General features: G+C 74.5%; 16 protein-coding genes and 1 tRNA gene. 15 read left to right on the forward strand and 2 right to left on the reverse strand.

Going from position 1 to position 20339, the window contains the following annotated elements; all coding sequences use genetic code 11:
* Positions 1-87: 87 nt before the first annotated feature.
* Entirely contained in the window at positions 88-2127 is a 2040-nt protein-coding gene (gene acs / locus AC07VC_RS15490) for an acetate--CoA ligase (RefSeq protein WP_494675343.1), read from the reverse strand.
* Positions 2128-2801: 674 nt separating this feature from the next.
* On the opposite strand from acs, the gene AC07VC_RS15495 reads away from it, so the two are divergent.
* The 15 genes from AC07VC_RS15495 (at position 2802) to AC07VC_RS15565 (ending at position 18214) form a co-directional block, all read left to right on the forward strand.
* Positions 2802-3845, forward strand: coding sequence for a TadA family conjugal transfer-associated ATPase (locus tag AC07VC_RS15495; RefSeq protein WP_494675344.1), 1044 nt, complete (start codon positions 2802-2804; stop codon positions 3843-3845).
* Entirely contained in the window at positions 3842-4858 is a 1017-nt protein-coding gene (locus AC07VC_RS15500) for a type II secretion system F family protein (protein WP_494675345.1), read from the forward strand. The genes AC07VC_RS15495 and AC07VC_RS15500 overlap by 4 nt, the downstream gene beginning before the upstream one ends.
* A 410-nt stretch (positions 4859-5268) precedes the next feature.
* Positions 5269-5457, forward strand: a complete 189-nt coding sequence (locus AC07VC_RS15505) for a DUF4244 domain-containing protein (protein ID WP_317230734.1) — start codon at positions 5269-5271, stop codon at positions 5455-5457.
* Positions 5458-5474: 17 nt separating this feature from the next.
* Complete coding sequence (locus AC07VC_RS15510; RefSeq protein ID WP_396335551.1) at positions 5475-5855, forward strand: TadE family type IV pilus minor pilin; 381 nt, start codon at positions 5475-5477, stop codon at positions 5853-5855.
* Positions 5839-6195, forward strand: a complete 357-nt coding sequence (locus AC07VC_RS15515; protein ID WP_494675346.1) for an Rv3654c family TadE-like protein — start codon at positions 5839-5841, stop codon at positions 6193-6195. Before AC07VC_RS15510 ends, AC07VC_RS15515 begins: the two co-directional genes overlap by 17 nt.
* A 247-nt stretch (positions 6196-6442) precedes the next feature.
* Positions 6443-9448 (forward strand): type I DNA topoisomerase, encoded by a 3006-nt coding sequence (gene topA / locus AC07VC_RS15520; RefSeq protein ID WP_494675347.1) that lies wholly within the window; start codon positions 6443-6445, stop codon positions 9446-9448.
* The gene (gene tmk, locus AC07VC_RS15525; RefSeq protein WP_494675348.1) at positions 9445-10080 is read left to right on the forward strand and encodes a dTMP kinase; all 636 of its coding nucleotides are present in this window, start codon (positions 9445-9447) and stop codon (positions 10078-10080) included. Before topA ends, tmk begins: the two co-directional genes overlap by 4 nt.
* Complete coding sequence (locus tag AC07VC_RS15530) at positions 10077-11306, forward strand: DNA polymerase III subunit delta' (protein WP_494675349.1); 1230 nt, start codon at positions 10077-10079, stop codon at positions 11304-11306. The genes tmk and AC07VC_RS15530 overlap by 4 nt, the downstream gene beginning before the upstream one ends.
* Positions 11303-12880, forward strand: a complete 1578-nt coding sequence (locus AC07VC_RS15535; protein ID WP_494675350.1) for an alpha/beta hydrolase — start codon at positions 11303-11305, stop codon at positions 12878-12880. Before AC07VC_RS15530 ends, AC07VC_RS15535 begins: the two co-directional genes overlap by 4 nt.
* Positions 12881-12956: 76 nt before the next feature.
* Positions 12957-13032 (forward strand) — tRNA-Thr (locus AC07VC_RS15540).
* Between the two features lie 142 nt (positions 13033-13174).
* Complete coding sequence (dacB, locus tag AC07VC_RS15545) at positions 13175-14656, forward strand: D-alanyl-D-alanine carboxypeptidase/D-alanyl-D-alanine endopeptidase (RefSeq protein WP_494675351.1); 1482 nt, start codon at positions 13175-13177, stop codon at positions 14654-14656.
* 64 nt (positions 14657-14720) lie between these two features.
* Positions 14721-15311 carry an isochorismatase family protein gene (locus AC07VC_RS15550; protein ID WP_317230539.1) on the forward strand — a complete coding sequence of 197 codons (591 nt, stop codon included), beginning with the start codon at positions 14721-14723 and terminating at the stop codon, positions 15309-15311.
* 152 nt (positions 15312-15463) lie between these two features.
* Entirely contained in the window at positions 15464-16939 is a 1476-nt protein-coding gene (locus AC07VC_RS15555) for an NAD-dependent succinate-semialdehyde dehydrogenase (RefSeq protein WP_494675352.1), read from the forward strand.
* A complete protein-coding gene (locus AC07VC_RS15560) occupies positions 16939-17751 on the forward strand; it encodes a TrmH family RNA methyltransferase (RefSeq protein ID WP_494675353.1) in 813 nt (270 codons plus the stop codon). Before AC07VC_RS15555 ends, AC07VC_RS15560 begins: the two co-directional genes overlap by 1 nt.
* A 94-nt stretch (positions 17752-17845) precedes the next feature.
* Positions 17846-18214, forward strand: a complete 369-nt coding sequence (locus AC07VC_RS15565) for a DUF2834 domain-containing protein (protein WP_317230542.1) — start codon at positions 17846-17848, stop codon at positions 18212-18214.
* Positions 18215-18345: 131 nt separating this feature from the next.
* Here the strand turns inward: AC07VC_RS15565 and AC07VC_RS15570 are convergent, their stop codons facing one another.
* On the reverse strand, positions 18346-20295 hold the full coding sequence (locus tag AC07VC_RS15570; RefSeq protein ID WP_494675354.1) for an ABC transporter ATP-binding protein: 1950 nt from the start codon (positions 20293-20295) through the stop codon (positions 18346-18348).
* Positions 20296-20339 lie beyond the last annotated feature (44 nt).

Below are 20339 nucleotides of genomic sequence, written 5' to 3' on the forward strand. Positions count from 1 at the left end.
CCGACTGTTTTGGGGGGTTGGGGGGTGGGGAGAAGAGACAGGGCCGGGTGCACGCACCCGGCCCTCCTGCACGTCCGCGAGAGCCGGTCAGCCGGCGTTCATCCGCTCGCTGATGACCTGCATGACCTGCGAGTCGGCCAGCGTCGTGGTGTCGCCGATCGCCCGGCCCTCCGCCACGTCCCGCAGCAGCCGGCGCATGATCTTGCCCGACCGCGTCTTCGGCAGCTCCTGCACCACGAACACGCGGCGCGGCTTCGCGATGGCGCCGATCTGGTCGGCGACGTGCTTCCGCAGCAGCTCGTTAGGGTCCTCGTCGCCGAGCGCGCTCGCCTCGGCCGAGCGGAGGATCACGAACGCCACGACGGCCTGCCCGGTCGCCTCGTCCGACGCCCCCACCACGGCCGCCTCGGCCACGTACGGGTGCGCGACGAGGGAGGACTCGATCTCCGCCGTCGACAGGCGGTGCCCGGAGACGTTCATCACGTCGTCCACCCGCCCGAGCAGCCAGATGTCGCCGTCCTCGTCGAGCCGGGCGCCGTCGCCCGCGAAGTAGCGGTCGCCGAAGCGGTCCCAGTACGTCTCCCGATAGCGCTCCGGGTCGCCCCAGATGCCGCGGAGCATGCCCGGCCAGGGCTCGGTGACGACGAGGAGGCCGCTCTCGCCGCGTGCCACGGGCTCGCCCTGGTCGTCGACCACGGCGACGCTGATGCCGGGGATCGGCGTCTGGGCGGAGCCGGGCTTCGTGGCGGTGATGCCGGGGAGCGCGGAGATCATGATCCCGCCCGTCTCCGTCTGCCACCACGTGTCGACCACGGGCACGTCGCCGCCGCCGATGACGTCGCGGTACCAGCGCCACGCCTCCGGGTTGATGGGCTCGCCGACCGAGCCGAGGAGGCGCAGGGAGGAGAGGTCCCGCCCGTCCGGGATCTCGCGGCCCGTCTTCATGAAGGAGCGGATCGCCGTGGGAGCCGCGTAGAGGATCGTCACGCCGTGCTTCTCGACGATGTCCCACCAGCGCCCGGGGGCCGGGGTGTCGGGCGTGCCCTCGTAGATCACCTGGGTGGCGCCGTTGGCCAGCGGGCCGTACACGACGTAGCTGTGACCGGTGACCCAGCCGACGTCCGCCGTGCACCAGTACACGTCGGTCTCCGGGTGCAGGTCGAAGACGTTGCGGTGCGTGTACGCGGCCTGCGTGAGGTAGCCGCCCGAGGTGTGCAGGATGCCCTTCGGCTTCCCGGTCGTGCCGCTCGTGTACAGGATGAAGAGGGGGTGCTCGGCCTCGAACGCCTCGGCCTCATGCTCCGCGGACGCCTCGGCGAGGCGCTCGTGCCACCAGAGGTCGCGGGCGTCGTCCCAGTCCACCTCGTTCTCGCCCCGGCGCACGACGAGGACGTGCTCGACGGATCCGGCGGAGCCGACCAGGGCCGCGTCCACCGCCGGCTTCAGGGGGAAGACCTTGCCCTTGCGCCAGCCGCCGTCCGCCGTGATGACCACGCGTGCCTGGGCATCGTCGATGCGGGCGCGGAGGCTCTCGGCGCTGAAGCCGCCGAAGACGACGGAGTGCACGGCCCCGATGCGCGCGACGGCCAGCATCGCGATGACGGCCTCGGGGACCATCGGCAGGTAGATCGCCACGCGGTCGCCGGCGACGACGCCCAGCTCGAGCAGCGCGTTGGCGGCGCGCTTCACCTCGGCGGTGAGCTCGGCGTAGGTGAGGTCGCGGGTGTCGCCCGGCTCGCCCTCCCAGTGCAGCGCGACGCGATCGCCGTTCCCGGCGGCCACGTGACGGTCGAGGCAGTTGTAGGCGACGTTCAGCCGGCCCTCGGGGAACCAGCGGGCCACGGGGGCGTCCGACCAGTCGAGGACCGTCTCGAACGGGGTCTCCCAGGTCACCAGCTCGCGGGCGCGGTCGGCCCAGAAGCCGAGGCGGTCGGCGGCCGCGGACTCGGCGAGGGACTCGTCGGCGACGCGGGTGGCGCGGAAGGCGTCCGACGGCGGATGGACGGGTCCGGCGTGGGGCGTCACGGGCGGCGCGGAGGCGGACGTCGTCCCCTCCTCGTCCTCGTCGCGCAGGGCGGTGCCGGATGCTCCGGGCTCGGTCGATTCGGGGTTCGTGGACATCGTCATCCTCTCCGCGACCCACGTTAGCGGGTGCCCGGCGCGGCGCCCGGAGGCTCCGGCGGCAGGATGGCGGGCGTCCGTTGCCGGGAGTCCGATGAATGATCGGCCAGAACACGCTCAACCCTCCCGTAGCGGGAGGAGCGCGGCGTATGCTCGACCCGTCGAGCCGAGCTCGACGTGTGGCGAATTCTGGATTCCCCCGATCCGTCGTCACGTGGCGGCGCCTGTTCCCCCGATGGGCGCCGCCCCTCTCTTCTCGCGACCAGCAGCCGGGCCGGTGCCGCCGTCGACGTCCTCCCCAGCTCGTTCGTCCCTGTGGACCCCACGGCCGTCGGCCGTCATGAGCCCGTCCTGCGCTCGGCTCCTAGCCTCCCCGCATGAGCGAGTGGCACGCATCCGCCGACCGTGGCGGCACCGTCCCCGGGACGGCGCCGGAATCAGGGTACGGGGCGCACGGACCACCCGACGCGGATGCTCCCCACGGCGGTGACGCACGACCCCGTGCCGCGGTTCGCTCCCCGTCACCGGCGGCGGCGACGTTCGTCCCGCGCGTCCGCGTGCCCGCTCGGACGCCGTCGGGCCGTGACGGGCGCGAGGCAGGTGCTGCCGACATGGGAGGACAGGGCGGAGAGGCGGTCCTCCGCGGATCGGCGATGTCAGCGCGCGCCGGGCGGTCATCGATGTCCGCTGCGGATGCCCGGCCCGCGTCACCGGCGCGCCACGTCCCCCCGGCCCTCGGGGCCCTCGCAGCCCTGGCCCGGGACCCCGCGGCGACCGACGTGTTCGTGAACGGCGACGGTGAGGTCTGGGTGGACCGGGGGCGCGGGCCCGAGCGCCGCGCCGACGTCGACCTCGGCGGGGAGCCCGCGGTGCGGGCGCTCGCCGTGCGCCTCGCCGCGGAGGGCGGGCGGCACCTCGACGAGGCGGCGCCCTGCGTGGACGTCCGCCTCGGCGAGGGGATGCGGGTGCACGCGGTGCTGCCGCCCGTGTCGACCCGCGGCACCCTCCTCTCCATCCGCCTGCCGTCGCGGGCGCGCCCCACCCTCGACGCGCTCGACGCCGCCGGCGCCTTCCCGCCGGGCTGCCGCGCGCTCCTCGAGGCGGCGGTAAGCCGACGCACCAACCTGCTCATCACCGGTGCGGGCGGCAGCGGGAAGACGACACTCCTGGGCGCGCTCCTCGCCCGAGCGGACCCGCGGGAGCGCATCGTGGTCGTCGAGGACGTGGCGGAGCTCCGGGTGCGGCACCCGCACGTCGTCTGCCTCGAGGCGCGGCAGGCCAACATCGAGGGGGCGGGGGAGCTGCCGCTCCCGCGGCTGGTCCGCGAGGCGCTCCGGATGCGCCCCGACCGGCTGGTGGTGGGCGAGTGCCGCGGGAGCGAGATCCGAGAGCTGCTCGGAGCGCTCAACACCGGCCACGACGGCGGGGCCGGCACCGTGCACGCCAACGGCGTGGCCGACGTCCCGGCGCGGCTCGAGGCGCTGGGTGCGCTCGCCGGGATGGACGCGGTCACGACCGCGCGCCAGGCCGTCAGCGCGATCGGCCTGGTGGTGCACCTCGCGCGCACCGCTCAGGGCCGTCGCGTCACGGAGGCCGGGCGCCTCGTCGCGGACGGGGGAGGCCGCCTCCGCGTGGTGCCCGTGCGCTGGTCGTCGGGTCCGGGTGCCCGCGAGCGGCCCGCGGTGACGGGCACCGTGGCGGCGGCCGACGGGGATCGGTCGTGACGGTGCGCGCGCTCGCCGGGCGCCTGCCGGCGACCATCGTGCCGTCGAGCGCCGGAGCCGTCGTGGCGGAGGCGGAGGAGACGGCCGCGTTCGTGCGGGGCTTCGCGGTGCTGCTCGGCGCGGGACTGCCACCCGAACGCGCATGGCGGCAGCTCGCGCCGCCGGGCGGAAGGGCGCGACGGGGTGACGGTGCCGCGGCATCGGTCATCCGATGCGTCGCCTCGGGCTCCGACTCGGATCCCCTGTCCGTGCGCGTGGCCCACGCGGTGGAGCGCGGACGGAGCGGCAGCGCGGGAGGCGCCGCCGCCACCGCGCACTGGAGCGCCCTCGCCGCGGTGCTCGAGATCTCCGACCGCACGGGCGCGCCGATGGCGGCGGCGCTCGTGCGCCTCGCCGAGACGCTCGTCGACGTCGCCCGCGTCCGACGGGACGCCGGGACCGCGCTCGCCGGTCCGGTGGCCACGAGCCGCACCGTGCTCCTCATGCCCGGGGCCGGGATCGTGCTGGCGGCCGGACTCGGCTTCGACCCGCTCCGGATCCTCGCCACCACCGTGCCCGGAGCCGCCTGCCTCGTGGTGGGCGTCGCGCTCGTGGCGGTCGGCTGGCGCTGGAACCGGAGCCTCGTCCGCCGGGCCCTGCCCCGAGACGCCGCACCCGGCCTCGTCCTCGACCTCGTCGCGACCGCGATGTCGGGCGGCGCGTCCGTGCCGAGGGCGGTCGCCGTGGTCGGGCGCGCCTGCGAGCGCTCGGGGATCCCCGTCCGCGGCGAGCTGACGGCCGTCGCCTCCGTCGTGGAGGTCGCGACCCGGACGGGCGCGCCCGTCGTCGACCTCCTCCGCGGCGAGGCGGAGAGGGCGCGGCGCGATGCGCGCACCGGGGCTGAGCGGGCAGCCGCGCGTCTCGCCGCTCGGCTGATGCTGCCGCTCGGGGTCTGCATCCTGCCGGCCTTCCTGGCGGTCGGCGTCGTGCCGATGCTCCTGGCCGTCGTGTCCTCAACACTCGGGCGGGGATGAGGGCGTCCACCGGTGGTCGGGCGCACCCGATCCGTCGATGCCGCGCCGGGCAAGGTGATGACCTGCCGACGGGCGGCAGGCACAGACGGCGGGCGATGCCCGCCAGGGGAGAGGACGAGGACATGGGACGAGTCGAGGAGCCGGCACCGGCGACGGCGGACCACGGGGCGGTGGCGCCATCGTGCGGCGGGGCCTTCCGCGGGTCCGAGGCGGCATCGAGCACCGCTCCGGACGCGGGGGCGTCGAGAGCATCGGGGTGCCGCTCCGACTGGCCGCTCGCGGCGGTGGCAGCGGTGCCTCCTCCGGCGACGAGCAGGCGCGGCCGTGAGGCGTCCTCGGGTCGCGCGTCGAGCTGCGCCGACGGTGGAGGGAGTTGCGCGCGGCCCGGGCCCACGAGGGTCGCCCTCGCCGTGCGGGTAGCCGGCCGGGCCGTCCTCGACCGGGCGTCGAGCGACCGCGGCGCCGCCACGGCGGAGTACGCCATCGCGACCATGGCGGCCGTCGCGTTCGCCGGCCTGCTCGTGGTCATCCTCCAGAGCGACGAAGTGCGGGGCATGCTGCTCGACCTCGTGCGGCGCGCGCTGACCTACGACCGCTGATGCGGGCGGGGCACCCGATGCCCGTGGACCCGTCTTCCCGGGCTGCGGCGGAGGACCGCGGGGCGGCCGCGGCGGAGCTCGCGGTCGTCCTGCCGGCGGTCGTCCTCGTCCTCGGGTTGTGCATGGGAGCGGTGCAGACCGTGGGGCAGCAGGTCGAGATGACCTCGGCCGCGCAGGAGGCCGCGCGGAGCCTCGGCCGTGGGGAGGACGAGAGCAGGGCGGGCGAGCGCATCGACGGCGCCGCTCGAGGGGCGTCCATGGCGGTGGACCGGCAGGGGCACGCCGTCTGCGTCCGGCTCACCGCTCCGAGCCGCTTCCTGCCGGCAGGGGCGGCCGGGATGCGGCTTGAGGCCCGCGGCTGCGCATGGCAGGAGGACGCGGATGCGGACGTCGGATGATGCCGGGTCGGGCGCGGTGATCGCGGTGGGGATGCTCGGGGCGGTCGCCTCGCTCGCGCTGGCTTCCGTCGCCGTGTCCACCGTCCTCGTCGAACGGGCCGTCGTGGCGGGTGCGGCGGATTCCGGGGCGCTCGCCGCGGCCGACGTCGCCGCGGGGTTCTCCTCGGGCCCGCCCTGCTCCGCGGCGGGCGAGGTGGTGGGAGCGGTGGGGGCGTCGCTGACCTCGTGCGAGGTGGACGGCACCACCGTCGCGGTGGCGGTCACGGGTCGTGGCGACGCCATCGGCCTGGCGGTGACGGCGCGGGCACGAGCCGGGCAGCCTCGGGACGCGGTGCCGTGAGGGCGGGGCCGCGAGCCGATCGTGGCGTCGCCGCACGGCCTCGCGGAGCCGTTGGCGGAGTCCTCCGGGAGGCCGCGACGGAGCCCGTCCGGGCGGCGCCGCGATTAGGTCTCCGGTCGGTGCGCGTGTGTATGGTGTGCCTTGTCGGGGACCCCGCCGCACGTCGCCCCGGAGCGCATCCGAGCGGGCACGCACCCGGACACCGGGCCGCACACCGGCCCCCATGAACGCATATATAAGGAGTCACGTGCCCGGCACGAAGAAGTTGGTCATCGTCGAGTCGCCGGCCAAGGCCAAGACGATCGCCCAGTACCTGGGCGACGGCTACGAGGTGCAGGCGTCGGTCGGCCACATCCGCGACCTGATCGAGCCGAAGAACCTGCCGCCGGAGCTCAAGAAGGGCACGCTGGGGAAGTTCTCCGTCGACGTCGAGAACGGCTTCGAGCCCTACTACGTCGTGAGCGACCAGAAGAAGAAGACGGTCGCCGACCTCAAGCGGGCGCTCAAGGACGCCGACGAGCTCTTCCTCGCCACTGATGAGGACCGGGAGGGCGAGGCCATCGCGTGGCACCTGCTCCAGGTGCTCAAGCCCAAGGTGCCGGTGAAGCGCATGGTCTTCCACGAGATCACCAAGGAGGCCATCGAGCGCGCGCGCGACAGCACCCGCGACATCGACACGGCCCTCGTGGACGCGCAGGAGACGCGCCGCATCCTCGACCGCCTGTACGGCTACGAGGTGTCGCCCGTGCTGTGGCGGAAGGTCGGCCCCGGCCTGTCCGCCGGCCGCGTGCAGTCCGCAGCCACGCGGCTCGTGGTGGATCGCGAGCGCGAGCGCCTGGCCTTCGTCACCGCCTCCTACTGGGACCTCACCGCCGCGCTGTCGCCGATCGACCAGGAGCTGCCCTTCGATGCGCGCCTCGTCCGCATCGACGGGGCCCGCATCGCGACGGGTCGCGACTTCGACGACAAGGGCGCCCTCAAGAACGACTCGCGTCCCCTCGACGCGACCAGCGCGGAGGCCCTCGCCGAGGCGCTGCGCGACCCGTCCGTGCCGCTGAAGGTGCAGAGCGTCGAGTCCAAGCCCTACACGCGCCGGCCGGCAGCCCCCTTCACGACGTCGACGCTGCAGCAGGAGGCCGCCCGCAAGCTGCGGTTCTCGGCCCGGCAGACCATGAGCGTCGCGCAGTCGCTCTACGAGAACGGCTACATCACCTACATGCGCACCGACTCGCCGTCGCTCTCGCAGCAGGCGATCACCGCGGCGCGGAAGCAGGCGGCGGAGCTCTACGGGGCCGAGACCGTGCCGGACAAGCCGCGTCTCTACGCCGGCAAGAGCAAGAACGCGCAGGAGGCCCACGAGGCCGTCCGCCCCGCAGGGGAGACGTTCCGCACGCCGCAGCAGCTGGCCTCCACCCTGCGCGGGAACGACCACAAGCTGTACGACCTCATCTGGAAGCGCACCATCGCCTCCCAGATGGCCGACGCGAAGGGGTCCACCGCCTCGGTCGTCATCGCCGCCGGTCCGACCTCCGCCGGAGAGGTCGCCGAGTTCGCGGCCTCGGGCACGGTCATCACCTTCCGCGGCTTCCTGGCCGCGTACGAGGAGAGCCGTGACGAGGAGCGCCACGGCGCCGCCGAGCCACGCGAGGCCAAGCTCCCCGACCTGAAGAAGGGGCAGGACCTGCGCCTGGTCGACGTCGACGCCAAGGGCCACGAGACCAGCCCGCCGCCGCGCTACACGGAGGCGAGCCTCGTGAAGACGCTCGAGGAGCTCGGCATCGGGCGCCCGTCCACCTACGCGGCCATCATCTCGACCATCGTGGATCGCGGCTACGTCACGCCCCGCGGCACGGCGCTCGTGCCCAACTGGATCGCGTTCTCCGTGGTGCGGCTGCTCGAGGAGTTCTTCACGGAGCTCGTGCAGTACGACTTCACCGCCGGCATGGAGGACGACCTCGACCGCATCGCGGAGGGCTCGGCCGAGCGGGTCGACTGGCTGAAGGGCTTCTACTACGGGAACGACGCCCACAAGGGCCTCCGCCCGACCATCGACAACCTCGGCGAGATCGACGCGCGGCAGATCAACTCGCTGCGCATCGCGGACGACATCACCCTGCGCATCGGCAAGTACGGGCCCTACCTCGAGGTCCACGAGGAGGGCGCGGCGGAGGACGCGACGCCTCGTCGCGTCAACCTCCCCGAGGACCTGGCACCCGACGAGCTGACGGCGGCGAAGGCCCGCGAGCTCATCGACGCCCCCGTCGTCACGGACCGCGTCATCGGCATCAACCCGGAGAACGGCAAGCAGATCGTCGCGAAGGACGGCCGGTACGGCCCCTACGTGACCGAGCTCGACCCGGAGCCGGAGGAGGCGCCCGCCGCCACCGCGGAGGGTGTCGACCCGGCGACGGGCGAGGTGCTCGAGGCGGCGGCGACGCCCACGGCGACGGCGTCGGCGACGCCGGCGAAGAAGGCGCCCGCCAAGAAGCCCGCGGCGAAGAAGGCGGCGGCCGTGAAGCCGCGGACGGCCTCCATCTTCAAGACGATGGACCTCGCGACCGTCGACCTCGAGACCGCGCTCCGCCTGCTGGACCTCCCGCGCGTCGTGGGCGAGGATCCGGAGACGGCGACCCCCATAACCGCGCAGAACGGCAAGTACGGCCCGTACCTCAAGAAGGGCACGGACTCCCGCTCGCTCACCAGCGAGGAGCAGATCTTCGAGATCGACCTCGCCGGGGCCCTCGAGGTGTTCGCGCAGCCCAAGTACGGCGCGCGCCGACCCTCCAGCGCTCTCAAGGAGTTCGACGCCGACCCCGTCAGCGGCAAGGGCATCAAGGTCAAGGACGGCCGGTTCGGCCCCTACGTCACCGACGGCGAGACGAACGCCACGATCCCGAAGAGCGAGTCGGTCGAGGACATCGACTTCGACCGGGCCGTCGAGCTGCTCGCCGACAAGCGCGCCAAGGGACCGGCGAAGCCGAAGGCAAAGGCGCCCGCCAAGGCCAAGGCACCGGCGAAGGCCAAGGCACCGGCGAAGGCCAAGGCACCCGCGAAGGCGAAGGCGCCGGCCAAGCCACGCACTGCTGCGTCCGCGACGACCGCGTCCACTACGGCCGCCGCGAAGACGAGCACGGCGAAGACGACGGCCGCGAAGACGACGGCCGCGAAGACGACGGCAGCGAAGACGACGGCAGCGAAGACCGCGGCCGCGAAGAGGGCGTCCGCCGCGGCGACGGCGTCCGACGCCACGTGACCGGCGTCTTCATCACGCTCGAGGGCGGCGACGGCGTGGGCAAGTCCACGCAGTCGTCGCTCCTGCGGGAGTGGCTGGAGCGGCAGGGCCATGAGGTCGTCGTGACCCGCGAGCCGGGCGGCAGCGAGCTCGGCGTCGAGATCCGCGAGATCGTGCTGCACCGACGGGGCCACATAGCCCCCCGTGCCGAGGCACTCCTCTACGCGGCCGACCGCGCGCACCACGTGGAGACGGTCGTGCGCCCCGCGCTCGATCGCGGTGCGGTCGTGCTGCAGGACCGGTACCTCGACTCGTCGGTGGCCTACCAGGGCGCCGGGCGGGTGCTCGACGCGGACGAGATCCGCGAGCTGTCGCTGTGGGCGGCGCAGGGGCTGCTGCCCGACCTCACGGTGCTCCTCGACCTCGACCAGGCGGCCGCCCGCGTGCGCCTCGACGCCGCGCGGACGCGCTTCGACCGCCTCGAGGCCGAGCGCGGCGAGTTCCACGAGCGCGTCCGCCAGGCGTTCCTGCGGCTCGCCGAGGCGGAGCCGGAGCGCTTCCTCGTGGTCGACGCGGGTCTTCCCCGCGAGGAGATCGCCGACCTCATCCGCTCCCGGACCTCCGCCCTCATCGAGGCGGGAGCCCGAGCGTGAGCGACGCCGCGGTCGTGCGAGGCGCGGACGGGCCGGCGTCCCCGGACGGCCGGCGCATCTGGGACGAGCTCACCGGGCAGTCCGAGGCGGTCGCCCTGCTCGCCGCCGCGAGCAGTCCCCGCGCCACCGCGCGCGACGCGTCGGGCACCGCCCTCGCGCACTCGTGGCTCATCACCGGGCCGCCCGGATCCGGCCGCTCGAACCTCGCGTACGCCTTCGCGACGGCGCTGCTGAGCGACGGAACCCCCGAGGGGGACGCTGCGACCGCACGGCAGGTGGCGGCGCGGAGCCACCCCGACCTCGGCGTGCTCGCCACGGAGCGGGTCATCATCGCCATCGACGAGGTGCGCGCGCTCGTCACCTCGTCGCAGTACTCGCCCTCGGTCGGGCGGTACCGCGTCATGGTCGTCGAGGACGCCGACCGCATGACCGAGCGCACGTCGAACCTGCTGCTGAAGGCGCTGGAGGAGCCGCCGGAGCGCACCATCTGGATCCTCTGCGCCCCCAGCGAGGCCGACCTGATCCCCACCATCCGCTCCCGGGTCCGCAGCGTCCGCCTGCGCATCCCCTCCGTCGAGGACGTGGCGGCGCTCATCCAGCGCCGCGACAGGGTCGACGAGGCGACCGCGACGCGCGCCGCCCGGGAGGCGCAGAGCCACATCGGCATGGCGCACCGTCTCGCCACGGACGCCGAGGCCCGCGAGCGCCGTAGCCGCACGCTGGAGCTGGCCCTCGGGATCCGCACCGTGGGCGACGCCGTGCGCGCCGCCGCCGCGCTGCTCGAGCTCGCGGGTCAGGACGCGAAGGCCTTCACCGTGCAGCGCGATGCGGACGAGCGCGAACGCGCGCTGCGCTCGCTGGGCGTCCAGGAGGGCGGGTCGATCCCCCCGCAGCTGCGGTCGCAGATCCGCCAGCTCGAGGAGGACCAGAAGCGCCGCGCGACGCGGAGCCTCCGCGACGGCATCGACCGCATCCTCGTGGACCTCATGTCCCTCCATCGCGACGTGCTCCTCCGCCAGCTGGGCGCCGACCTCCCGCAGGTGAACGCGGCGATCGCGCCGCGCATCGCCGAGGCCGCGGAGGCCGGATCGGCGGCCGCCTCGCTCGCGGTGCTGGATGCGGTCGGGGTCGCGCGCCGCCGCATCGACGGCAACGTCAGCCCGGCCCTCGCCCTCGAGGCCATGCTCGTGTCCCTCACCCGCACGCGTCCGTCGGGTCGCGCGTGACCCGGCGGGGGGCGCGGACGTCCCTCCTGTCCCGCGTCGCGTCACGGGCGGGCGTCCTGCTCGTCGCGGCCGTCGCGCTGAGCGGCTGCGGCCTCATCCCCATGCCCGAGCCACGCAGCTCCACGTCGAGCCCCACCACGGAGGACGTGGCGCCCGACCTCGCGCGGTACTACGAGCAGGTCCTCGCCTGGTCGCCGTGCGAGGACGGGGCGCAGTGCGCCACCGCCACGGCGCCGCTCGACTGGTCGGCGCCGGATGCCGCGACCGACATCGAGCTCGCCCTCGTGCGCCACACGGCCCGCGGGTCGGACGGTCCGCGGGGGTCGCTGTTCGTCAACCCCGGCGGACCGGGAGCCTCCGGGGTCGACTTCGTGAGGTCCAGCATCGACTACGCCGTGTCCCGCGACCTCCAGGACGCCTACGACGTCGTCGGGTGGGATCCGCGCGGCGTCGGGGCGTCGACGGCCGTCGACTGCGTCGACGACGCCCAGCTCGACTCCTTCCTCTACGGCGAGACCGCGGCGCGCCCGGGCACCCCGGAGCACGACCAGGAGCTCAGCGACGCCGCGCGGTCGTTCGCCGAGTCCTGCGCCGCCCGGTCCGGCCCGCTGCTGGAGTTCATCGACACGCGGAGCACGGTGCGGGACCTCGACATGCTCCGGGCGCTGGTGGGGGATCCGGCGCTGAACTACCTCGGCTACTCGTACGGGACCAGCATCGGCGCCGAGTACGCGCAGACGTTCCCCGCGCACGTCGGCCGCATGGTGCTCGACGGCGCGACGGATCCGTCCGCGAGCTCCTTCGACGTGGTGCTCGCCCAGACCGCGGGGTTCCGCACCTCCTTCGAGTCGTACATGGCGGCATGCCTCCGAGGGCAGGCGTGCCCGTTCCGCGGATCCGTCGAGGACGGGGTGCGCATGGCCGCCGACCTCCTCGACCGGCTCGACCAGAGCCCCCTGCGGGCCGTCGACGGCCGGGAGCTCGACGGGCAGGTGATGCGCAGCGCCATCGACTCCGCCCTCTACAGCGAGCAGCAGTGGCCCGCCCTCACCACCGCGTTCACCGAGGCCCTCGGCGGCGGCTCGGCCACCGCCTTCGCCCTCGCGGACTCGTACTTCGGCCGCACGCCCGACGGCACGTACACCAGCAACTTCTACGAGGCGTTCCTCGCGATCCAGTGCATCGACTACCCCGTGGAGCGCGACCCGGCCGTGCTGGCCCGGGAGGCCGCGGAGCTCCGCTCCGCGGGAGGCGAGCTGGCCGACGACGACACCTCGCGCGACGACGAGCCGGACCCGCTCTGCGGCAACTGGCCGTACACGGCACGGGACGCCCCGGCGCCCGTGTCCGCGGAGGGCGCCGCGCCCATCGTCGTGGTGGGCACCACCGGCGACCCCGCGACCCCGTACTCCGGGGCCGAGGCCCTCGCCGACCAGCTCGACTCGGGCGTGCTGCTCACCTACGAGGGCGAGGGGCATATCGCCTACGACGAGCGGGACCCGTGCATCGTGGCCGCCGTGGACGGCTACCTGCTCGGCGGGGACCCGCCGGCATCGGGGACGACCTGCGGCTGACCCGCATGTGCGAGCGGACCCTCCCGCATCCGGTATGCTCTCTACTCGTGCCCGGTACTCGCTGAGTCCGGGCCGGGCCGCCTTAGCTCAGTCGGTAGAGCATCTCACTCGTAATGAGAAGGTCGTCAGTTCGATTCTGACAGGCGGCTCCACCACCCCCTCCGCTCGTCCCGATCCCGGTCTCGTGCCGGGTCGCGATGAGTCGCGTCCCTCCGCGACCGCCGTCGCCGGCGGACCCGACCCGGCGCACCCGCGGCCGAGGCCCCGCTCGGTCTCGGCGTCTAGCATGGCCCCATGCGATCCCCTGCCGACGGCCCCGACCGCGCCGGCCGCATCGACCCGGAGGACCCCGCCTCCCGCGTGTGGACGAGCGCGACGCCCGCGCGGCGCACGCGCACCGTCACCGCCGCGGTCGCCGTCGTGGCACTGCTCGCCGCCGGGGCCGTCGGCGCCGGGGCGCTCACCGGGCGATCGGGCAGCGCATCGGCGAGCGTCGCGTCCACCGCCGAGGCCTCGCCGACGCCGAGCCCCGCACCCACCGCGGATCCGGCCCGCTCGGCGCCCGCCGACGCCGGCGCCCGCGACCTCCGCATGTGCTCCATCTCCGCGCTCGCGCAGGATCCGCGGCTGGCGACGTTCGAGGGCCAGGTCCGCGACGCGGCCACCGGGCGCGTCCTGTTCGACCGGGACGGCAGCACCCCCGAGCGCACGGCGAGCGTCATGAAGGTCGTCACGTCGGCCGCCGCCCTCGCCGCGCTCGGTCCCGACCGCCGCATCGCCACCACGGTCGTCCGCGGTGCGGAGCCCGGCACCGTGGTGCTCGTCGGCGGCGGCGACCCGACCCTCTCCCGGCTCACCTCCGGCAGCTCCGTGTACCCGGGCGCCCCGCGTCTCAGCGACCTCGCGCAGCAGGTCCGCACGGCCTGGGCCGCGGATCCGTCCACGGCCGGCACGCCCATCACCCGCATCGTGCTCGACACGTCGCTCTTCTCGGGGGAGACGTGGGCGCCGTCCTGGGCGGCGACGGAGCGCCGCGCCGGGTACTCGAGCTTCATGACGCCGCTGCAGCTGGACGCCGACCGCGCGGATCCCGCCGCCGTCGTCTCCGCGCGCAGCGAGGACCCGCTGGCGCGCGTGGGCAGCACGTTCCGCTCCATGCTCGGCGCCTCGGCCGAGGTCACGCAGGGCACCGCCCCCGCGGGCGCCGCCGTCCTCGGGAAGGTGGAGTCGCAGCCCGTCTCCTCCCTCGTCCAGACGGCGCTCATCAACTCCGACAACGTGCTCGCGGAGTCGCTCGCGCGGCTCGTCAGCATCCAGGTCGGGGCGGGGAGCACGCAGCAGTCGCTGGCCGCGGGCATCCCGAAGGCACTCGAGGCGTACGGCCTCGACACCTCCGACCTGACCATCGTCGACGGACAGGGCCTCAGCCCCGACAACCGCGTGCCGCCGTCGCTCCTGGCGCAGCTGATGATCCAGGTCGACCAGCGCCAGCAGGCGCTCGGCTACCTGCACGACGGGCTCCCGGTCGCGGGACGCACCGGCACCCTCGCGAGCCGGTTCACGGGCGACAGCTCGGTCGCCCGCGGGCACGTCGTCGCGAAGACCGGGTGGATCGACACCGGGTACACGCTCGCGGGCATCGTCGACGCGGCCGACGGCAGCACCCTGACCTTCGCCTTCTACGCCATCGGGAACGTGACCGGCGACGCGAAGGTCGCCCTCGACGCGCTGGCCGCGGGAACGTACCGCTGCGGCGCGGACCTGGGCGACGAGTGACGCGCCACCCGGACCCGGGCGGCGGATCCACGGCACCGGGCACGGCCCGGGGAAGGAGCGGCGCATGAGCAGGGCGTTGTTCATCATCGACGTGCAGAATGACTTCACGGAGGGCGGGGCGCTCGGCGTCACGGGCGGCGGCGACGTCGCCCGCGGCATCACCCGGCTCCTCGCGGCCGAGCCGTACCGCTACGACCACGTGCTCGCGTCCCGGGATTGGCACGAGGCGACGGGGGACAACGGCGGGCACTTCGCCGCCGCCGGCACCGTGCCCGACTTCTCGACCACCTGGCCGGAGCACTGCGTGCAGGGCACGCCGGGTGCCGAGTACCACCCCGACCTCGACGTCACCGCGGTCGACTTCCACCTGCGCAAGGGCCAGGGCGCTCCCGCGTACTCGATCTTCGAGGGGACGACGGAGGACGGCGTGCCGCTCGCCGACCTCCTGGTCCTCCACGACATCACGGACATCGACGTCGTCGGCATCGCCACCGACTACTGCGTGCTCGCCTCGGCGCTGGACGCCGTCCACCAGGGCAAGCGCGTGCGCGTGCTCGCCGACCTGGTCGCGGGCGTCGCCCCGGCCACCAGCACCGCGGCCCTGGAGCGGCTGCGCGACGCGGGCGCCGAGATCGTCGACGGCCCGGCCGTCTGACCGACGGACGACCGCGGCGATCCCGGCACGACGCGGACGCGCCGGCGCACGAGCCGCCGCACCAGCACCAGCACCAGCACCAGCCGCCGCACCAGCACCGGCACGAGCGCGACGCAGCGCACGAGCACCAGCACGGAAGAAGCGAGGACACCATGAGCGCGACCACCGAGACCGACCTCCTGTCGGGCACCCCCACCACCCTCCTCATCGGCGGGGAGCGGGTCGACGCGGAGGGCGGTGCGACGTTCGACGTCCGCGACCCGGCCACCGACGAGGTCATCGCCCGGGTGGCCGACGCGAGCCCGGCGGACGGCGCACGCGCCCTCGACGCCGCGGTCGACGCCGCGGCGGGCTGGGCGGCGACGGCGCCGCGCGTCCGCGGGGAGATCCTCCGTCGCGCGTTCGACCTGCTGCAGGAGCGCCGGGACGAGTTCGCGCTGCTCATGACGCTGGAGATGGGCAAGCCGCTCGCGGAGTCGCTCGGCGAGGTCGCCTACGGCGGCGAGTTCCTCCGCTGGTTCTCCGAGGAGGCCGTGCGCGTCACGGGCCGGTACGGCATCAACCCCGAGGGGACCGGCCGCATGATCGTGTCGCAGCACCCCGTCGGGCCGGTGCTGCTCATCACCCCGTGGAACTTCCCGCTCGCCATGGCGACCCGCAAGATCGCTCCGGCGCTCGCCGCGGGCTGCACCGTGGTCATCAAGCCGGCCGACCTCACGCCCCTCACCACGCTGCGCTTCGCCGAGCTCCTGGCGGAGGCGGGACTGCCCGCGGGCGTGCTCAACGTGATCCCCACGACCTCGGCCGCCGACGTCACCGAGCCGCTCATCGCGGACCCGCGGCTCCGCAAGCTCAGCTTCACCGGCTCCACGCCCGTCGGCCGTCAGCTCGGCGCGCAGGCCGCCCGGAACGTCCTCCGCGTCTCGCTCGAGCTGGGCGGCAACGCGCCCTTCGTCGTCTTCGCGGACTCGGATCTCGACTCGGCCGTCGACGGCGCCATGGCGGCGAAGTTCCGCAACGTCGGGCAGGCGTGCACCGCCGCCAACCGGTTCATCGTCGAGGCATCGGTCGCGGAGGCCTTCGCGGAGCGCCTGGAGGAGCGCATCGCGGCCATGCGCATCGGACGCGGCACCGAGGAGGGCGTGACGGTCGGCCCGCTCATCGACGGACGGGCGGTCGACAAGGCCGACCGCCTCGTGCGCGACGCGGTCGACCGCGGCGCCCGCGTGCGCGCGGGTGGCGAGCCCCGCGAGGGCGCCGGGCACTTCTACCCGCCGACGCTCATCACGGGCGTCGCCGAGGGGAGCGACATCCTCCGCGAGGAGATCTTCGGCCCGGTCGTGGCCATCGTCCCGTTCGCCGACGAGGACGAGGCCGTGCGCCTGGCCAACGACACCGAGTTCGGGCTCGTCTCGTACGTCTTCACGCGCGACCTCGCCCGGGGCCAGCGGATGATCGAGCGGCTCGAGACCGGCATGACGGGGCTCAACATGGGCGTCATCTCGAACGCGGCCGCGCCCTTCGGCGGGGTCAAGCAGTCCGGGCTCGGCCGGGAGGGCGGGCTCGAGGGCATCCACGAGTACCTGAGCACGAAGTACACGCTGACGCCCGACCCGTTCGCCGCCTAGTGGCGCACGTCGTCCCGGTCGAGGACCTGCGGGATCCGCGGCTCGCCGACTACAGCCACCGCACCGACGTGGCGCTCCGCAAGGACCCGGGAGCGGGGCACGGGATCTACCTGGCCGAGTCCGCCCTCGTCCTGGAGCGCGCGCTCCGCGCCGGGCACGTGCCGCGGTCGGTGCTCGCGCTCGGCGGCACGGTCGACGAGGCGCTCGCCCTGGTCGGCGACCGCGACGTGCCCGTGTTCACCGGTCCGGGCGAGCTGCTGGCGGAGCTGACCGGGTACGTCCTGCACCGCGGCGTCGTCGCGTCGCTGGACCGTCCCGCGCTGCCGTCCGTCGCGTCGCTCGTTGCCGACGCCCGGCGGGTCGTGGTGCTCGAGGACGTCGTGGACCCCACCAACGTCGGGGCGATCTTCCGCTCCGTCGGGGCCATCGGCGCCGACGCCGTGCTCGTCACGCCGCGCTGCACGGATCCGTTCTACCGCCGGGCCATCCGCGTGAGCATGGGCACGGTGCTCCAGGTGCCGTGGACGCGCACGGGGGAGTGGCCGGAGACGCGGGCGACGCTCGCCGCGGCCGGCTTCCACGTGGCGGCGCTGGCGCTCACGCCCGACGCCGTCTCCCTCCGCGACTTCCCCGCCGCGGAGCACGAGCGGCTCGCGATCGTGCTCGGGTCGGAGGGGCCGGGGCTCTCCGCGGAGGCGATCCGGTCGGCGGACACGGTCGTGCGGATCCCCATGGCGCACGGCATCGACTCGCTGAACGTCGCCGCCGCGAGCGCGGTCGCGCTGTACGCGCTCACGGCACCGGCCGGGTGAGGCGGGGCATCCGCGGAGCGTCGATGCGGCGCACCCGCGGGCCGCGCGGCTCCCCGGGCGCCTAGCCTGGCGACGTCCGCGAGAAGGGGTCCCCATGAGCACGCGTCCCACCCGGCGGCGGCCCACGCCCCTCGCCGTTGCGTATATGGTCCTCGCCCTGGCCGGGCTCGTCCTGACGTGGACCGCGAACATCGAGGTCATCACCACCGGCCGGGACTTCCTCGCCGACCTGTCCGCCGGCGGCCCGGCCGTGTCGTCGCTCTCCTGGGACCTGCTCATCGCCGCGGTCGCGAGCGTGACGTTCATCATCGCGGAGGGACGGCGGCTGCGGATGAGGCGCGTGTGGGTGTACGTGGTCCTCGTCCCGCTGGTGGCGTTCGCCGTCGCCCTGCCGCTGTTCCTCGCGGCGCGGGAGATGCGGATCACCGCGCCGACGGACGATCTCGCGACGCCGTCGCACTGAGCGCCGTCGCGCTGAGCTGCGGCGCTGCGCTGGGCTGAGCCGAGCCGTCGTCGTCGTCGTCGTCGGATCGGGGCGCCGGACGATCGCGCCGCCCACGCGCACCGACCGGCCCCGGGAGGTGCCGCCCTCCGCTAGACGAGGAGCTGGTGCTTCGCGAGGTCGCGGTAGAGCGGCGTCGAGACGACGAGCTCGGCGTGCGTGCCCGTGCCGACGACGCGTCCCTTCTCGACGACCACGATGAGGTCGCTGTCGACGACCGTCGACAGGCGGTGCGCGATGACGATGAGGGTGCGGTGCTCGGCGACCGCGTCGATCGCCTTGCGGAGCAGCTGCTCGTTGAGGCCGTCGAGGCTGGAGGTGGACTCGTCGAGCAGGAGGATCGGGGGCGCCGACAGCAGCGTGCGCGCGATCGCGAGGCGCTGGCGCTCGCCGCCGGAGAGCATGATGCCGTCCTCGCCCACGGGGGCGTCGAGGCCGAGCTCGTTGCGCGCGAGCACCTCGGTGAGGTTCACCGCGTGGAGCACCTGGACGCAGTCCTCGTCGGTGGCGTCGAACGCCGTGAGGGTGAGGTTCTCGCGCAGGGTGCCCGCGAGCACGGGCGCGTCCTGCTCCACGTAGCCGATCTGGCGGCGGAGGTCCTCGCGGTCGAGCGTGCGGATGTCGCGGCCGCCCACGCGCACGACGCCGGAGGTGGGGTCGTAGAAGCGCTCGATGAGGGCGAGGATGGTGCTCTTGCCGGCGCCGGAGGGGCCGACGAGCGCGATGCGGGTGCCCCGGTCGGCGCGGAAGCTGACGCCCTGGAGCACGCCGCCGCCCGTCCGGTCGGCGCCGGGGGCCGCGTCCGCCGCCTGAGCGTCCCGAGGGGTCCTGCCGACGGCCGAGGCGCCCGGGGCGCCGCCGGAGCCGTAGGCGGCGTCCTCCTCGGCCGCGTCCGGCGCCGCGGGGACCGGGTAGGCGAAGCGCACGTCCACGAGCTCGACGGCGGGTGCGTCCGTGCGGTCGTCGGCGCTCGGGCCGTCGTCGCGCAGGCGCCCGGCGAGGGCCTGGTCGCCGTCGGTCTCGCCCGGCAGCTTCACGATCTCCTGGATGCGGCCGAGCGCGCCGAGCGCCTGGTTGACCGCCGTGACGGCGCCGAACGCCTGGCCGAGCGGCATGATCATGAGGAAGAGGAACAGGATGAAGGCCACCAGGTCGCCGACGCCGATGGCGCCCGACGCGACGCGGAAGCCGCCCACGCCGACCACCACGAGGAACGACGCCTGCAGGGCGATCCCCGCGATCGGCACCACGACGGCGGACGCCTTCGCGACCTTGATGCCCATCTCCCAGGCGCCCTCGGCGTCGGCCTCGATGGTGCGGATCTCCCGGTCGGTGGCGTTGCTGGCGCGGACCGTGCGGATCGCGCCGATGGCCCGCTCGACGCTGGCGGCGAGATCGCCCACCTTGCGCTGCGCGCGCTGGCTGGCCACGCGGATGCGGCCGGAGAGCCCCACGACGGCGACGACGGAGACGGCGACGACCAGCACGGTGAGGCCGAGGAGCACCGGGTCGATGATCAGCATCGCGATGACGGCGCCGAGGAACGTCACGGCGCCGCCGATCGCCTCCACGAGGCCCTGCGTGAGCACGGCGCGGAGGAGCGTGGTGTCGGATCCGACGCGGGAGACGAGGTCGCCGGTGCGGCGCGTGTCGAACTCGGCGATGGGGAGGCGCAGGATCCGCCGGACCAGCGTGCGCCGCGACGAGAGGACGATGCCCTCGCCCATCCGCTGCAGCAGGTAGTGCTGGTAGCCGGAGAGGAGGCCGGAGACGACCACGAGGCCGACGAGCGCCCAGACCAGCGCGCCGAGCGCGCCGCCGTCCTGCACGACGCCGACCACGCGCTGCACGAGCAGGGGCTGGCCGAGGCTCGCGGCGGCGCCGAGCACGCTGAGCACGATGACGAAGGCCATGAGGCCGCGCTGCTCGAGGATGTAGGGGAGCAGCTCCGAGAAGCGGGCGCGAGGACCGTCGTCGGCCGCGTCGCGGCGGGCGAACGGGTTGCGGGACCGGGCGCGCGGGGCGGTGGTGGCTTCGGTCATGGGTGCTCCCGGGATCGTCGGTCGGCGTCGTGCGGCGGCGCGGA

This window comes from Clavibacter sp. GW821-FHT01D01 (genome assembly GCF_059422605.1).

What these genes read in the sequence shown, in the direction of transcription:
- AC07VC_RS15495 (WP_494675344.1), top strand. Translation starts at nt 2,802, where the DNA reads ATGTCCGCTGCGGATGCCCGGCCCGCGTCACCGGCGCGCCACGTCCCC.
- AC07VC_RS15510 (WP_396335551.1), top strand. Translation starts at nt 5,475, where the DNA reads ATGCCCGTGGACCCGTCTTCCCGGGCTGCGGCGGAGGACCGCGGGGCG.
- dacB (WP_494675351.1), top strand. Translation starts at nt 13,175, where the DNA reads ATGCGATCCCCTGCCGACGGCCCCGACCGCGCCGGCCGCATCGACCCG.
- AC07VC_RS15565 (WP_317230542.1), top strand. Translation starts at nt 17,846, where the DNA reads ATGAGCACGCGTCCCACCCGGCGGCGGCCCACGCCCCTCGCCGTTGCG.
- AC07VC_RS15550 (WP_317230539.1), top strand. Translation starts at nt 14,721, where the DNA reads ATGAGCAGGGCGTTGTTCATCATCGACGTGCAGAATGACTTCACGGAG.
- AC07VC_RS15570 (WP_494675354.1), bottom strand. Translation starts at nt 20,295, where the DNA reads ATGACCGAAGCCACCACCGCCCCGCGCGCCCGGTCCCGCAACCCGTTC.
- AC07VC_RS15515 (WP_494675346.1), top strand. Translation starts at nt 5,839, where the DNA reads ATGCGGACGTCGGATGATGCCGGGTCGGGCGCGGTGATCGCGGTGGGG.
- AC07VC_RS15555 (WP_494675352.1), top strand. Translation starts at nt 15,464, where the DNA reads ATGAGCGCGACCACCGAGACCGACCTCCTGTCGGGCACCCCCACCACC.
- acs (WP_494675343.1), bottom strand. Translation starts at nt 2,127, where the DNA reads ATGACGATGTCCACGAACCCCGAATCGACCGAGCCCGGAGCATCCGGC.